Raw genomic sequence first — 15710 nt, forward strand, 5'->3', positions numbered from 1 at the left:
AAAATAAACGATGCCTCACTTGAAATATATTAAAATTGTTTTTTGCTGTGTTCTGTCTGCTAGTTCTGTTTGATTTGTGGGTTATTATTAATCTCTTTATTCGGAATCTGGAATATGAATTTATCTGTTGTCAGGTTAAACCTTCCAAAGGTGTGGTTTGTTCCGGTGTATACTCTTTCCAACGGAGTATTTAATCTCTTCATATCAAACCATGCATATCCTTCGCCCCACAGTTCAATTCTTTTTTGCAGAATAATTTCATTGATCAATTCAGGTCCTGTTTTTGTGGAAAGGACATAGGCGTTATCTCTTTTGGATGCGATTTCGAACAAAACTTGTCTTGCTTCAGCTTCTCTGCCTTGTCTTGCCAGGGCTTCAGCTTCAATATAATACAATGAAGAAGCTCTGATGTAGATATAATCTCCTTCAAACATGCTAGGGTCTTTAAACTTCCAGCTTACATAGGCAGGATAATTTTTTGTTTTCCCGTTAAAGCTATATTTGGAAGGCTGGCTACCGTTGAATACTTTTTTACGGTAATCCGTATCAGGAATCGCTTCATACAGACGCTTATCAATAAGCTTATAGATCTGAGCAGCTCCTGCATACCCTTCATTGGTATTATCAAACATAGAGAAGAAAGACGCATAATAGTTTCCGGTGCTCATCGTAGAAATCGTATTATGGAATCCCCAGATTACCTCAGGATTACTGAGATTGGAAAATCCAGTCGTGGTATAATCGTTTTCTGTCATCAGGGCAATACCTTGCTTACTGTCTGCAGCATATTTTCCGGCTTTTGTATAATCTCCTGTTTGCAGGAATATATCAGCCGCGATGGCTTTAGCGGTTCTTTGATCGATCTGAGCTCTGGATGGGCGGGCAAAACTTTCCAAAAGAACAATAGATTCTTCAATGTCCAGACCAATCTGAGCATAGACTTCTGCTATCGTTGATCTTGAAAGTCCCTGGCTGGGATTATTAGTAGTAAGGACTAATGGAAGACCAAGGTCAGATGGGTGGCTTTTAAAATCTTTAGCATAAAAGCGAATCAGATGAAAATAAGAATAAGCTCTTAGGGCAAGCAGCTGTCCTTTAATAGCTTTGTTCTTAGGGTTTGTATCATCTTTCAAGTCATTAAGAAGCTTATTGATAATGAATATTCTTGCATAAAAAGTGGTCCATACGATTTCTGAAGCCAAATTACTCGCATTGGTAGCTTCATAATTATAAAACATTCCCAAATGCTGATTTTTTGCCTGGATCACATCATTAGACATTAAATCGGCACCTGCCTTTATTCCCATAATACCGAAATCTGAATGAGATGAGATGTTTCCTCCAGCACCATTACTGCGAAGATCAAGGTAAATTCCGCCAAGAATCTTTTCTGGCTTCGACTGATCATCATTCAGTTGCTCACCGGAAATATCGCCCTCCGGTAATGTATTGAGATCATTAGCACAGCCGGTTGTGATAAGACCTACGGCTAAAGCTGATATAAAGTATTTTATTGCTTTCATAATTTCTTTTAAAATGTTAGTTTAAAACCAAGAGAAACACTGGATAGTAAAGAGTATTTATAGGCATCAGATACCCCTGTTAATGCAGCTCTAGGATCATATCCCTTTCTTTTGGACCATAAGTACAGGTTGTTTCCTGTAGCATAAATCTTTAATGCTGATAAACCAATCTGTTTTGTGAAAGTTTCAGATAGCTGATAGGATAAAGTCACATCCTGAAGACTGATATAATCGGATTTGATCAGATAAAGTGTAGAATTTTCATTCTGACTGGTCGAAGTAAGATCTACACGTGGTAAAGCAGCATTGGGATTTTCCGGAGTCCATGTCTTATCAAGATCCGTTGAATAATTGGAAGCATAAGCATCAGAGTGGAATAAACTTCTGTAGATGTTGTCATACCCGTATCCGCCAAACTGATAAGCGAAATTAACAGAAAGATTGAGCCTTTTATAGGTAATATCTGTTCCAAATCCACCATATACTTTAGGGATAGCAGATTTTCCTGTGTTGTAATCACTGGCTTCCTTAAAATTATTTGTAACTGTTTTTACAACTTGCTGAGTGGCTGGGTCAATAGAATTTTTATACCATAATGCATCACCGTTTACAGGATTTACTCCTGCAAATTCTTTCAGATAATAATTATATCGGTCACCACCCTCAGTTAAGATAAACAATCCTGAAACCAGTCCTGTAGCTCTTTGTTCGGCAGGCAATTTTGTAATCTTGTTTTTATAATGGGTAGCATTGGCATAGAAATTCCACTGAACGTCATCTGTACGGAGAATATCTACACTAATGTTAGCCTGAACTCCTTTGTTGTACATATCTCCGATATTTCCATATTTCACATAGGAACCAGAATTGGATATAGGCAGTGGAAGAGTATAGATCATATCCGATACCTTTCGTTCAAAATAATCCGCATTCAGATTCACTCTGTTACTGAACAAAGCAATTTCAAAACCGGCATTCAGGTTTTTGGATGTTTCCCATTTTAAGTCTCTGTTTCCTTGTTTCTTCAGAGAAAGTACAGGTTTTCCATCACCAAAATCATTGATTCCGTAGATGTCCTGATAAGCGTAGTAATCTCTTGTAGTGTTATTCAGAAGGATGTTGTCATTTCCCTGTTGTCCGTAAGAAGCTTTTAACTTCAAAGCATTAATGATGCTGTTGTCTTTAAGGAAATCTTCCTTGGCAACATTCCATGCAGCTCCTAATCCGTAAAATGTACCCCATCTGCTTTCCGGAGCGAAGACTGAAGAACCATCTCTACGAACATTCGCGTTAAAGAAATACTTATTGTCATAGTTGTACAGTAATCTTGAGAAATAACCTTCTACAGCATATTCATATCCGTTTCCTGACAGTTCTGTGATCTTTACGGCATTATCAAAAGATGATGAATCCGGTAATAAAAGCTGTTGTTTGGTTCCTGAAAATCCTTCGTTCTTCGTTTTATTCAGTTCATGACCAACAAGAATATTGAAGTTGTGTTTATCAAATTTCTTCTGGTAGGTAAGCAATTGCTGATGATTCAGCGTATAATTAAATATAGATTCATGAGAAATTGTTCCACCCACAGATGAAGACGTTCCCCCCAGTGTATTCCCGAACTGAAGGTTTTTTAAATTTTCAAGATAAGCCCCGAAATTGTAAGTGAAATCCAATCCTTTGATGATTTCATAATTTAATCCCAGATTGGCATTGGTGATATTACTGACCCTTTGAGATTTATCCTGTTGAAGATTTCCCACTGGATTCTCAAAAACAGCGTAGGATCTTGTAGAGCCATTAGGGCCTTGTCCGTCACCATAATCATATAAAGCATTTCCGTGGTTATCATAGAGCTGTTGGTAGTTATCGTTTCTAAGAAAAACCGGATAAAAAGGAGCTATATTCCTGGCAAACTGAAATGGATTGGAAAAACCTCCCGTTTCTCCGAAGTTCTGCTTGCTGTACGTATAAGAAAGCGCCGTTGTTAATTTCAACTTTGGAGTGATAGAGTAGTCCACATTGGATCTGACTCCGAATCTTTCAAAACCGGATGAAATAAGATATCCCTTATCATCCAGATAATTTAAAGAAGTATATGATTTTACCTGATCCCCACTGGCGTTAATCCCCACAGTAGCTTCTCTTCTGAGAGCAGGTTTAAAAAGTAGTTTTTTCCAATTATCCTGATAAAGTAGTTTAGCTTTAGAATTAAAAGAGCCGTCCTGTGCTATGAGTTCATTAAAGGGAACATTGTAAACATTATATCCCAGTCCGTTCAGAGCAGTGATTCCTGCTGCATGAGGAGTATTCCCGGAAGGAATAGCACCTGGTTGCAGTGATTTTGCAATTTCCCCGATTCTTCCTCTGTTATAGTAGGCAGTATAATATTCCTGTGGTGAAGTATATACTGAGTAATCCTCAATAGACCTGAAGTTAACCCCGGTTTTTACATCAATATCAACACTCAGTTTCTTGTTTTTTCCTCTTTTGGTATTCACTATGATGACTCCATTGGCTCCTCTTGAGCCATATAAAGCATTGGAAGAAGCATCTTCCAGAAAGGAAATACTCTCAATATCTGCTGAAGAAATACTGTTCAGGTCACCGCTGTAAGGAATCCCGTCCAATACAATTAAAGGATCACTGGATGCATTGATAGAACCAATACCTCTCATTCTTATCGTAGGCTGGGAACCCGGCTGGCCTGAAGAAATTACCTGTACACCGGCAACTTTACCACCAATTCCCTGAAGAACGTTTCCGTTTTGAAGATTTCCCAGATCTTTTGCCTTTAATGACTGTACCGATCCTGTAATTTCTTCCTTTTTTTGCTTTCCGAAGGCAACTACCACCACCTCTTTGATGGAAGTCTCCTGCGAAAGACTGTCTTTTTTCTGTGCAAAGCCATATTCAGCGAATAAGAGTACGGCCAATACGCCAAGTTTGCATTGTTTTTTTCTCATTATATTAATCTTAGGTTTAAAAAAATTGAATGTGTGTAGTACGCTTTGTCTTCCGTTTAGGAAAAAAAGAGATCCCTGCCTCCCTTTTGTAAGGAGGTGTCAGAAAGAAAATGTTAAAATAGAGGAGGTGTACCCGGATTAAATCGGCTTTGAGCTTATCGGGCTTTAATTCCTACAATAATGTGCATATTTCTTCAGGAATTTATAGCATCATCATTTTACACATCATAGATTCAAAGCACATGCTCTTAGAAGTAATATTGTGCTGTGAAAGGCCTTTTCCTGTACAACCCTTATGTTGAACAGAAACTACAGCCATGATAGTGTATAGGTAAGAATTAAAGTCATTCTTATTCATGAGAATAGAGTTTTATTTTTTTAACTGGGTCAAAATTATCTAATAATTCATAAAACTTTGTTAAAAGAAAGTATGAGAAAAATCATATTAGTCTACTAATTAAGTAGGGTAATTAGATAGGTGATCTTGGTTTGATCTTAATTAATTGAAAAACAAACTGTTATTTTGGTTTAAAAATATGAATGTCAAATCAAAAAAAAATCATTTTAGCTGATGAATAATATTTAACACAGAAAGTCTATTGTTTTTGTAGACTTTTTATGTATTTTACGCCCGATTTCTTTTCAGGGAGCCTTATCCCACTATCCACTCATACTCCTCACACCGGAGCGAGGGAAGGATGATGAAGATGAAAAATATGTCGTTAAAAGGTTGATCATTTGTTTTTTTTCAGATCGAAACTCTTTTACAAAAAAAAATAATTATATTTTTGAATACTGTATTGGCAAAGTCTTTTTTGTCATAATGCAGGTTACTATTATTATGAGAAAATACCTTACCTATATATTAATGTTGGGGTTTCCTCTGTTGGGAGCCCAAACTAAAGTGGCTGAAAAATCCACTTATCAGGAAAGATGGACATTGCTGGAGAGAGAAAATGCAGCCATGGCCTTTGATGCTGATGTAAAATTATCTGATGCAGAGATTGCTTTAGACAAAAAATTATTCCAGATAAGAAAACAGTTTCTGAGTGAAACTGAAAAACAGCAGATTCCTTTATATAACCGTTCTTTTAATGAAATAAAGCCATTAATAGAATCCAGTAAGCTGTTTAAAATTATTCAGACAATGCCCAAAGGTGGCCTGCTGCATACTCACAGTGGCGGTCTGGCTAATGCTGAATGGCTGATAGCAACGGCTAGAAAATATAAAGAATGCTATGTATATGATCAAAAAGACAGTGATAAATTTATTTTTGGGCAACTGGGCTTTTTTGAAAACGGAAAAGTTCCGGCAGGATTTGTCAGCCTTGATCAAAAGCTGAATTCAGATGCCGGTTTTGAAAAGAAACTGCATGAACTTCTCCTTTTGAAACGTGATAATCTTTGTTCCTATAACAATTATTGGATTGAATTTGAAAAGCGTTTCCAACGGATCAACCTGCTATTACCTTATCGCCCTTTCTTTAAGGAATATTATCTGAAAGGGTTTCAGGATTTGGCTAAAGATCATGTGCAGCATGTGGAGATCAGGTATGTTTTTGATGAACTTTATGATTTTGAGCATGGAAAATATCCATTGGAAAAATCCATTACAGATCTACAGGATATTGTAAAGCAAATGCGTCAGTCAGATCCTCAGTTCAGTCTGAAACTGATTTATTCTAGCTTTAAGTTTTTAGATTCTGACAGCATAGAAAAACAGCTGGGAATTGCTTTTAAATTAAAGAAGCAATTCCCGGATATGATTTCCGGTTTTGATCTTGTGGCTGATGAAGCTGCTGGAAACAGCATCAATTCTTTCCAGAAAAACTGGACAAAAATAAATGAGATCACTAAAAAGTCAGGAGTGGAAATGCCATTGTTTCTTCATGCGGGGGAAAGCAATTCTGTTTTCAATAAAAATGTACTGGATATCACCTTGCTGAATAACCAAAGAATTGGTCATGGTCTGAACTTGATTTACTTTCCAAAATCAATGGATCTGATTAAAAAACAGAATAAACTGGTAGAAGTAAGCCCGATCAGTAACCAGGTCCTTGGATATGTGAGTGATATGAGAAATCACCCGGCAAGAGTTTTACTGAGCAATGGTGTACAATGTTCTATTAATAGCGATGATCCGGCTGTATATGGTTACGAAGGGTTAAGTTATGACTTCTGGGTGGCTTACACCTATTGGGAATTGGATGTGAAAGCTTTGAAGAAACTGGTCTTCAATTCTATTAATTATTCTTCTTTGAATAAGAATGAAAAAAAACAGGCAGTAGAATATCTGAATGCTCAATGGAATGATTTTGTTCAAAAAGCCAATGGAGAATTAAATTAATATTCATTATGAGTGCTACTTATAGCGCAAGCACTTTTATAATGAGGTGAATAGTGCTGTTGTCAGTCTTTACAATAGATTTATATAAAAACTAAAGGTGAGTTTCTAAACTCACCTTATTTTGTACTGCAATGTTTTCGGATATTGCTTTTTAGAATGCAGATTTTCTTTATTATGAACTATAGTTAATTCTTAACCCTTTGTAAATTCAAATCCTGAAAGTCGAAACTAAAGTCTATATTAGGGGAGATTCCCTTCATTTTTATGCTTTGAGCTTTTCCTTCTTCATCTAAATTAAACATAGCAAAGGCATCACAGTTCATATCTTTATAATCCCATTTAATTGCAAAGGTATTTGCTTTATAAAAACTCATGGGCCCGTTTAGCTTTGGTGATCGATAAGATTTAAACCATAATTGATTTCCCTTTAAGAATATTTCTATTTTTCCAAACCATTTATCTTCATACAGTCCAATTAAATCCTCATTTTTTATTGTTGTATTTTTTGCTTTGCTTACTGTTTCCCAAACCTTTTTAGTGACCTCATCTCCAGATTCTTTTTGAGATTGAAAGTAGGCAGCATACTTATCTACCCATCCGTAATTGTTGAGGCCTAAATAGCTGTCAATAATGGTTTGACTCACTGAAGAGAAAACACCGGAGCCGCCATTTTCTGTATTGGTGAGAATAACAATACCCAAATTTAAGTCAGGAATCATGGTAACAATAGAAAGCATTCCGGGTAGCCCGCCGGTGTGAGAAACACTGAGGTTTCCTTTTATATCAGATAAATTCCAGCCTAAACCATATCCATTAAAATGTTGGTTATACCTTGGGTTAGGATTAATTTGATCAACAGTATGAATGGTCCACATTTCATTTTGCCTTTCCTTAGTGAAAAGCTGTTGGTCTAAACCGGAACCATACTTACCTTTGTTGAGCTGAACAAGCATCCATTTAGACATATCATCAACGTTGGAGATTATCCCTCCGGCAGCTCCATTAACCATTGCCCCATATAAAGATATTTTTTTTATAGCTCCGGATTCTGAGGAATGGGGAGAAGCCATTAAACTTATATCTTTTACCTGACTGATGGAACTGAAAGAATTTTGCATTTGCAGTGGTTCCATAATACGCTTTTGAACAAAGGTTTCCCAATTCATCCCGCTTACTCTTGCAATAACTTCGCCTGCTATCAAATACAGTTGATTATCATAATTAAATTGGGTTCGGAAACCTGAAACAGGAGTAAAATACTGGAAAGACTTTATTACATCTTTAATAGTGAAGTCTGTACCATCAGGAAACATCATTAAGTCTCCGACTCCTAAACCAAGTCCACTACGGTGACACAATAAATCTTCTATAGTAAAATTTTCTGTCACATAGTCATTATACATCTTAAATTCAGGGATGTATTTTTTGACATTATCATCCCAGGAAAGTTTTCCCTCATCTACTAAAATAGATAATGCGGCAGTTGTAAAAGCCTTGCTATTGGAAGCAATTTCAAAGTTCGTATGTTCATCAATAGGTGATTTTGTATCTATTGATTTTACACCATAACCTTTTTTGTGAATTATCTTTCCATCCTTTACAATGGCTACAGCCGCTCCTGCAACATGGAACTTTTCCATTGCATTATCAACAAGAACATCTACTTCTTTGGAGGTTATTTGAGCGGATAAACTGCTGCTTGTAAATAGTATAGTAATGATGAATAGAGACAATTTTATTTTTGTCATAATTGATTATTTTATATCATGGTTTTATTGACCACTAAACCTCACGATTTGAGGCAGGTGAATATTAGCAGGACCAAATCTATTGATTAATAGGTTAATGGCAAAATATAAAACCAACTTTAAATTGTACATGTAAGCCAAATGAGAAAAGAGAGATAAAAGTGGATAGATGAAGTATTTCTTTTTCCAAATATTAAATATACTTTTGAAGAAAACTTATAATTATTGAAAATGGAAGATTTTAACAGAAAAACTCAAGCCGGAGCGGTTGCTTATTTTCGTCACTGTATAAAAAATGGAGATACAGCCGGTGCTTTGAGTTGCTTTCACTCTGAAGGAGTTTATATTGACCGTGATGGGAAAGAATTAAGAGGCCTTGAAGATATACAAGTGGCTATGGAAAATATATGCGGGCTAAAACTGAATATACAGGGAGAAACTCCACATATTACAGTGATTAATGACCTTGCGATGTGGCTCGATCGATGGGAGATGACAGGTCATACTCCTGATGGGCAACCCATAAAAATGACAGGTCATACTTCCTGTATTATGAAGAAGAGCGAAAAGGGTGATTGGCTTTGGCTCGTTGATAATCCCTTTGGTTCTGCAATTCTGAATTATTAGTTTTTTTGGCTTTGAAGATATTGAATCCGGCAGGCATCGTAGATGCCTGCCGGATTTTACATTCTCCGGACTTGTATTATTTTTAAGTCAGAAATCTTATTCAAATTTCTGTAACAGAGATTCTGTTACAACTTCCCTTCATTGAGATACTCTGATCTTTTATGCTTTTCGGAACTTTGTCCTACCAAAACAACAGAATATAATATTAACCAGAAAAGTAAAACAATATGCAAACAATATTAGGAGCCAATGGACAGATTGGCGAAGAGCTGGCAAGAGAATTAAAAAGAAACTTTACTTCAGATATTCGGATTGTAAGCAGAAGCGCCCAAAAAGTAAATGATACTGATGAGGTGTTCTCTGCGGACTTATCTATCCGTGAGAAGGCTATTGAAGCGGTAAAAGGAAGTGAGATTGCTTATTTCACATTAGGTCTTCCAATAAGCTCAGACCTTTGGGAAAAACAATTTCCTTTAATTCTTCAAAATGTGATAGATGCCTGTAAGATCAACGGGACTAAGCTGGTATTCTTTGATAATACGTATATGTATCCGCAGGATGGTCGCGTTTTGAATGAAAATACAATATTTGCTCCGGTGGGAAGAAAAGGTAGAGTAAGACGGAAAATGGCAGAAATGATATTGAAAGAAATAGAATCCGGTGAGCTGGAAGCCGTCATCTGCCGTGCTCCGGAATTTTATGGCCCGGGAAAAACACAGAGTATTACGAATACATTGGTTTTTAATAATATCAAAGAAGGTAAAAAACTTAAAGTTCCATTGAGCACAAATAAGAAAAGGAGCCTTATCTGGACTCCGGATGCAAGCCGGGCAACTGCTTTAATTGGAAATACGCCTGATGCATTCGGGCAAACCTGGCATCTGCCGGTAGATAAAAGTCATCCAACCTATAAAGAATTTATACGGATTGCTTCCGGAATTTATGGTAAAGACCTGGAGTATTCAGCAATATCTAAATTCGTTTTTAAAATCGGGGCTTTATTCAATAAAAAAATAAAGGAATTATTGGAATTATTGCCAAGGTATGAACATGATAATATCTTTGATGATTCAAAGTTCAGAATACGATTTCCTCAATTTCAGGTAACCACTTATAAAGAAGGAATCAATCAGATTAAAAGTGGGCAGCTTTTAGGAAAATAATAAAATTGTAACTTAGTATGAGTTATCTTTTTAAACCACATAAGCGCATAGAAAATGCTGAAATATTAGTAGATCAAAAGTATTTTTATGAGATTTTTAGCGTCCTGTAAAGCCTAATATATCTATTTGGTTTAAAAAAATATAAATCAGAAAATCAGTAATGAAAACACCCATAAAAGTTTCATCAATCAATGCCATGCATCAGGCTCTGGGATTGAAAAAGCCATCAAACCCACTGATCAGTGTATTCAGTTTTAATGATGTAAAGCTGAAGTCAGAGACTATTCTCAGTGCGGTAATAACTGATTTTTATGCTATAGCCCTTAAGAAAGACTGTGCAGGAGGAAAATTTAAATATGGCCAGCAGTATTATGACTTTGAAGAAGGGGTCATGTATTTTATCGCTCCACAGCAGGTGTTACAATTTGAAGATGTTCTTTTGAACGAAGTGGAGGGTTTTGTATTGGTGGTACATCCTGATTTTCTTCAAAGTTATTCTTTGGCATCAAAAATTAAAGACTATGGATTTTTTTCCTATACAGCCAATGAAGCCCTGTTTCTTTCTGAGAAAGAAGAAAAATCTATTATGGATATTATAGAGAATATGAGCCAGGAGATCGATGCCAATATGGATTCTTTCACACAGGATCTGCTGGTGTCAAACCTGGATCTACTTTTGAAATATTGTGACCGTTTTTATAACCGTCAATTTTTAACCCGTAAAAAGATAAATAATGACCTGCTTTCGAAGCTGGAAACGTTATTGGATGAGTATTTTAAGAATGATCAGCTGGTGGTAAATGGTATTCCCTCTGTTCATTTTGTGGCTGAAAAGCTAAATCTGAGCGCGAATTATCTGAGCGATATGCTTCGGGCACAGACAGGGCAGACTACCCAGCAGCATATTCAAAACCGATTGATCGAGAAGGCTAAAGAGCTGCTTTCTACAACAGAAATGTCTGTTTCGGAAATTGCTTACCAATTGGGATTTGAGCATCCGCAGTCCTTCCATCGCCTGTTTAAAAACCGAACTTCTTTTTCACCATTGGAGTTTAGGGCTTCTTTTAATTAAATTATTTGAACTATAAAAGTTACAAAAGCTTTAATTTTAAACACTTTAGTTCATTTAAGAGAGTTATAGTAATGTCACATAAAAGTACACTTTAGAAGAAAAAAAATGATTTTCAAAAGCTTAAGTGTACTTTATATAGGTGAATATTTTAGTTTTAAATAATTTTAACATTTAACACTTTTGTGTCTTCTGTGGTTAATCATTACTTCCCTGTAAAATCAGGGTTTCTTTTTTCTATAAATGCGCCTATGCCTTCGTTATGGTCCTGGGTATTAAATAATTCTCCAAATAAAACAGCTTCCTGCTTCAGACCATCTGTGATATGCAGCTCAAAACCTGTATTCAATGATTGTTTTGCTTTGGCTACTGCTACAGGACCTCTTAAGGCAATGGTTTCGGCTAATTTTTGTGCCGCATTCAGGAGTTCTTCCGGGGCAAAAACGCGATTAACGAATCCAAATTCCTTACAGGCTTCTGCAGAATAAAATTCTCCTGAGAATACCATTTCTCTGGCTTTGTATAACCCGATAGCTCTTGGAAGCCGTTGTGTCCCGCCAAAACAAGGCAATAAGCCCAATGTGACTTCCGGCAAGCCGAATTTTGCTTTTTCACTAGCAAGGATAATGTCGCAGGATAATGCCAACTCACAGCCACCACCTAATGCAAAACCATTCACAGCCGCTATCACAGCAAACGGTAATGTCTCAATAGCGTTAAATGCAGATTGTGCCATTCCTGAAAATTCTTCTGCTTCTCTTGGGGTCATTCCCTGCATTGCTTTAATATCTGCACCGGCTACAAAAGCCTTTTCACCGGAACCTGTAATGATTAAAACCCGGATGTCTTTATTCAATCTGATTTGATCTGCAAATGATTTCAGTTCCTGTAAGACTGTTGTGTTCAGTGAATTTAATGCTTGCGGACGGTTAACTGTCAGTGTTCCTATATGTCCATGTTGCTGGAATAATAATGTTTCGAAATTCATTTTTCTTGAGTTAAAAGTTGAGAATAGAAAGTTTTATTAAGTGGTTCTGTTGAAAATTCAGTTTCAGTTTTCCACTTTTACTTTCCGTTTAATAATTGGATAATGCTTGAAAAATCTACTGTCCCGTTGCCAGCTTCACTCCATATTCTATATAAGTTTAAAGCTGCATTTCCCAGAGGAGTAGATGTTCTGGTTTCCAGTCCTGCTTCTGCTGCCAGTCCCAGATCTTTGGTCATGAGATCCACGGCGAACCCTCCGGTATATTCTCTTGATGCGGGCGCATTTTCCAGGACTCCCGGATAAGGATTATATACTTCCAGTGACCAGTTTCTGCCTGAGCTTTTCTGCATGATTTCACTTAACGTTTTTGGGTCCAATCCATGGCGGGTTCCCAGATTGATGGCTTCTGATGTTCCGATCATATGAATGGCCAGCAACATATTATTACAGATCTTGGCAACCTGGCCGGCACCGGAATCCCCTGCATGGAATATGTTTTGGCCCATACATTTTAATATCGGTCTTGCCTTTTCATAATCTTCGGTCTTGCCACCTACAATAAAGGTTAAAGTTCCGGCCTGGGCCCCGCTTGTTCCTCCGGAAACAGGTGCATCTATCATTTTACAGCCTTTTGAAGCCGCTAGCTGAGCCACGGCACGGGCGGTAACTGCATCAATGGTACTGCTGTCAATCAGTAATGTATTGGGTTTTAAATTACTGATAAACTCTTCAGAATATAATTCAGCAACATGTTTACCTGAAGGCAGCATTGAGATGACTACATCTGCATTTTTAGAAGCTTCTGAAGCGGAAACGGAAGTCTGCCCACCTGCGGAAACCAAAGCTCCCAAAGCTGTATCTGAAAGGTCAAATCCAGTAACGTTATGACCTTTTTTTATTAAATTGGCCGCCATAGGCCCGCCCATATTTCCTAATCCTATAAATGCTATATTTGGCATGATTGTTTTTTAAAAGGTTATAAAAATTGATTAATTGTAACTGGAGGTTAAAAATTTACTTTCCATTCTCCAATGATCCATTTAAAATAAGAGTCTATCCATTCTCCGGTAATATCATCAAGGGTTGCCGGATGCCACTTTGGAGAGTGATCCTTATCTACCAATAAAGCCCTTACTCCTTCAGCAAAATCAGGATGAACACAGCATTGGCAGGATAGATTAAGTTCAGACTGAAAAACTTCTTCCAGATTCAAATTTTTACCCTGCTGCAGCTGCCTGAAAATAATATGGGCAGAACTTGGTGAACCAACCTCAAAACTTTTAATTCCTGTATTGATCCAGTCATCTTTTTCAGGATAACTGATTAATATTTCCCTGAACTGTTCCAGAGTATCTGCTTTTTCAAATTGCTGTATAAATGTCTGATGAGTGGCTGCCTGAGATTCCGGAATGCACATGTCTTTAGATATACTTTCTAAAATGCGAGTAACGGTTTTATGAGGGTTTTCTTTCCAGTTAGCCTGTTCCAATGCATTCAGAATCATTTCTTTTGAAGAAGACGGTATATAATAATCTGCTAATCCCAGAAACTGACAGTCTGCTCCATCTAATCTTGCTCCGGTTAATCCCAGATAAATCCCATAGGCAGAAGGTGTTTTATTCAGAAACCAGGTTCCGCCTACATCAGGGTATAAACCAATGGTAATTTCAGGCATTGCCAGTTTGCTTTTTTCCGTAACGATACGGTGTGATGCTCCGGCCATAATACCAATACCACCACCCATCACAATGCCGTGTCCCCAAACGATAATAGGTTTAGGATAAGTATGAATGGTATAATCTACCTGATATTCCAAAGAAAAAAAATCAAAACAGTCCTGCGGGATTTGAGTAGGGTCTATTGCTTTTTGTGCAATAATAGCATCGTGTAATTGTCTCACATCACCCCCGGCACATAAGGCTTTTTCCCCTGCTCCCTGAAGAAATATACAGGCTATGTTTTCGGATGTTTTCCATTCTTCCAAAACAGCTGCTAATTCTCTGATCATAGGTAATGACAGAGCATTCAGTGTTTTCTCTGAATTCAGAGTAATAATTCCGGTTTTGTTTTTTATTTCTGTAAGTATTAAACTCATGATGTTGATTGTTTTGAATTAACGGATCTGTAAGGTAGCACCTTCTTCGAGAATTTTTCTTGAAATTACAAGTTTCATAATTTCATTGGTTCCTTCTACTACCTGATGTACTCTTGCGTCACGCATTAAACGTTCTACAGGAAAGTCCTGAGTGCAGCCATAGCCCCCCAGTATCTGTAACGCTTCATTACAGATATTGAAACACAAATCGGTGGCCAGTCGTTTGGCCATTGCACAGTAAGTGGTAGCATTCTGATCCTTGGAGTCCAGTTTGAAAGCGGCCAGATGTACCATTTGACGGGCTGCTACCAATTCTGTTGCCATATCTGCAATTTTAAACTGAAGAGACTGAAACTGTGCCAGTGATTTTCCAAACTGCTGTCTTTCGTGCATATAACGCTGAGCCTGATTGATAGATCCCTGTGCCGCTCCTACTGAGCAGGTTGCAATATTGATACGGCCGCCATCCAAACCTTTCAGAGCAATTTTAAATCCTTCTCCTAAGGTTCCTAAAAGGCATTTTTTATCTACTTCTACGTGATCCAGAAAGACAAAGCGGGTAGGCTGGGTATTCCAGCCCAGTTTTTTTTCCTTCTCCCCAAAGCTGATTCCCGGAGTTTGAGCCGGCACTACAAAAGCACTGATTCCTTTGGCTCCGGAGTTTTCTGTACGTGCCATTACAATAAGAATATCACTTTCACCAGCTCCTGAAATAAAAGCTTTTGTGCCATTAATGATATACTTATTTTCCTTCCTGACAGCGGTGGTCTTCAGCCCTGCTGCATCTGACCCGGAACCTGGCTCAGTAAGGCAATAGGAACCTAATAACATTCCTGATGCTAACTGAGGACATAGTTCTTTTCTGATTTCATCGTTTCCAAATTCATCAATCATCCAGGAAACCATATTGTGTATGGTAATATAAGCAGTAGTGGAAGGGCAGGCTGCTGCCAGTTCTTCAAATATGATGGCAGCATCCAATCTGGATAAACCTAACCCTCCGGCAGCTTCACTTGTATATACGCCACAAAATCCCAATTCACCGGCTTTAGCTATGGCTTCTCGTGGGAATATTTTTTGAGCATCCCATTCTGAAGCGTAGGGAGCGAGTTCTTTTTCAGCAAACTTTCTTGCAGCATCCTGAAATGCCAATTGTTCTTCACTTAGGTTAAATTCCATAGTTTTTA

At 37.4% G+C, this 15710-nt stretch carries 11 protein-coding genes; 4 read left to right on the forward strand and 7 right to left on the reverse strand.

Going from position 1 to position 15710, the window contains the following annotated elements; all coding sequences use genetic code 11:
* Positions 1–59 precede the first annotated feature (59 nt).
* Entirely contained in the window at positions 60–1523 is a 1464-nt protein-coding gene (locus tag WH267_RS02775; protein ID WP_340005463.1) for a RagB/SusD family nutrient uptake outer membrane protein, read from the reverse strand.
* A gap of 8 nt (positions 1524–1531) precedes the next feature.
* Entirely contained in the window at positions 1532–4486 is a 2955-nt protein-coding gene (locus WH267_RS02780) for a SusC/RagA family TonB-linked outer membrane protein (RefSeq protein WP_340005466.1), read from the reverse strand.
* Between the two features lie 841 nt (positions 4487–5327).
* Here WH267_RS02780 and WH267_RS02785 point away from each other — a divergent pair.
* Positions 5328–6833, forward strand: coding sequence for an adenosine kinase (locus tag WH267_RS02785; RefSeq protein WP_340005467.1), 1506 nt, complete (start codon positions 5328–5330; stop codon positions 6831–6833).
* Between the two features lie 185 nt (positions 6834–7018).
* Here WH267_RS02785 and WH267_RS02790 read toward each other — a convergent pair whose 3' ends face one another.
* On the reverse strand, positions 7019–8581 hold the full coding sequence (locus tag WH267_RS02790; RefSeq protein WP_340005469.1) for a serine hydrolase: 1563 nt from the start codon (positions 8579–8581) through the stop codon (positions 7019–7021).
* Between the two features lie 231 nt (positions 8582–8812).
* Here WH267_RS02790 and WH267_RS02795 point away from each other — a divergent pair, with 231 nt between their 5' ends.
* The 3 genes from WH267_RS02795 (at position 8813) to WH267_RS02805 (ending at position 11443) form a co-directional block, all read left to right on the forward strand.
* A complete protein-coding gene (locus tag WH267_RS02795) occupies positions 8813–9208 on the forward strand; it encodes a YybH family protein (RefSeq protein WP_115970654.1) in 396 nt (131 codons plus the stop codon).
* A gap of 227 nt (positions 9209–9435) precedes the next feature.
* The gene (locus WH267_RS02800) at positions 9436–10371 is read left to right on the forward strand and encodes an NAD-dependent epimerase/dehydratase family protein (RefSeq protein ID WP_115970655.1); all 936 of its coding nucleotides are present in this window, start codon (positions 9436–9438) and stop codon (positions 10369–10371) included.
* Positions 10372–10531: 160 nt separating this feature from the next.
* A complete protein-coding gene (locus WH267_RS02805) occupies positions 10532–11443 on the forward strand; it encodes a helix-turn-helix domain-containing protein (RefSeq protein WP_340005473.1) in 912 nt (303 codons plus the stop codon).
* A 202-nt stretch (positions 11444–11645) separates the two neighbouring features.
* Here WH267_RS02805 and WH267_RS02810 read toward each other — a convergent pair whose 3' ends face one another.
* The 4 genes from WH267_RS02810 to WH267_RS02825 all read right to left on the reverse strand — a co-directional run bounded on the left by WH267_RS02810 (position 11646) and on the right by WH267_RS02825 (position 15702).
* Positions 11646–12428 (reverse strand): enoyl-CoA hydratase/isomerase family protein, encoded by a 783-nt coding sequence (locus WH267_RS02810; protein ID WP_340005475.1) that lies wholly within the window; start codon positions 12426–12428, stop codon positions 11646–11648.
* Positions 12429–12505: 77 nt separating this feature from the next.
* On the reverse strand, positions 12506–13387 hold the full coding sequence (gene mmsB / locus WH267_RS02815) for a 3-hydroxyisobutyrate dehydrogenase (protein WP_340005477.1): 882 nt from the start codon (positions 13385–13387) through the stop codon (positions 12506–12508).
* A 47-nt stretch (positions 13388–13434) separates the two neighbouring features.
* Positions 13435–14523 (reverse strand): enoyl-CoA hydratase/isomerase family protein, encoded by a 1089-nt coding sequence (locus WH267_RS02820; RefSeq protein ID WP_115970659.1) that lies wholly within the window; start codon positions 14521–14523, stop codon positions 13435–13437.
* A gap of 18 nt (positions 14524–14541) precedes the next feature.
* Positions 14542–15702: an acyl-CoA dehydrogenase family protein gene (locus WH267_RS02825; RefSeq protein ID WP_340005479.1), complete on the reverse strand. Its 1161-nt coding sequence runs from the start codon at positions 15700–15702 to the stop codon at positions 14542–14544.
* Positions 15703–15710: the final 8 nt, after the last annotated feature.

The organism is Chryseobacterium sp. MYb328, assembly GCF_037572595.1.
GTDB classification, from domain to species: domain Bacteria; phylum Bacteroidota; class Bacteroidia; order Flavobacteriales; family Weeksellaceae; genus Chryseobacterium; species Chryseobacterium pennae.

What these genes read in the sequence shown, in the direction of transcription:
- WH267_RS02790 (WP_340005469.1), bottom strand. Translation starts at nt 8,581, where the DNA reads ATGACAAAAATAAAATTGTCTCTATTCATCATTACTATACTATTTACA.
- WH267_RS02820 (WP_115970659.1), bottom strand. Translation starts at nt 14,523, where the DNA reads ATGAGTTTAATACTTACAGAAATAAAAAACAAAACCGGAATTATTACT.
- WH267_RS02805 (WP_340005473.1), top strand. Translation starts at nt 10,532, where the DNA reads ATGAAAACACCCATAAAAGTTTCATCAATCAATGCCATGCATCAGGCT.
- mmsB (WP_340005477.1), bottom strand. Translation starts at nt 13,387, where the DNA reads ATGCCAAATATAGCATTTATAGGATTAGGAAATATGGGCGGGCCTATG.
- WH267_RS02810 (WP_340005475.1), bottom strand. Translation starts at nt 12,428, where the DNA reads ATGAATTTCGAAACATTATTATTCCAGCAACATGGACATATAGGAACA.
- WH267_RS02795 (WP_115970654.1), top strand. Translation starts at nt 8,813, where the DNA reads ATGGAAGATTTTAACAGAAAAACTCAAGCCGGAGCGGTTGCTTATTTT.
- WH267_RS02800 (WP_115970655.1), top strand. Translation starts at nt 9,436, where the DNA reads ATGCAAACAATATTAGGAGCCAATGGACAGATTGGCGAAGAGCTGGCA.
- WH267_RS02780 (WP_340005466.1), bottom strand. Translation starts at nt 4,486, where the DNA reads ATGAGAAAAAAACAATGCAAACTTGGCGTATTGGCCGTACTCTTATTC.
- WH267_RS02775 (WP_340005463.1), bottom strand. Translation starts at nt 1,523, where the DNA reads ATGAAAGCAATAAAATACTTTATATCAGCTTTAGCCGTAGGTCTTATC.
- WH267_RS02785 (WP_340005467.1), top strand. Translation starts at nt 5,328, where the DNA reads ATGAGAAAATACCTTACCTATATATTAATGTTGGGGTTTCCTCTGTTG.
- WH267_RS02825 (WP_340005479.1), bottom strand. Translation starts at nt 15,702, where the DNA reads ATGGAATTTAACCTAAGTGAAGAACAATTGGCATTTCAGGATGCTGCA.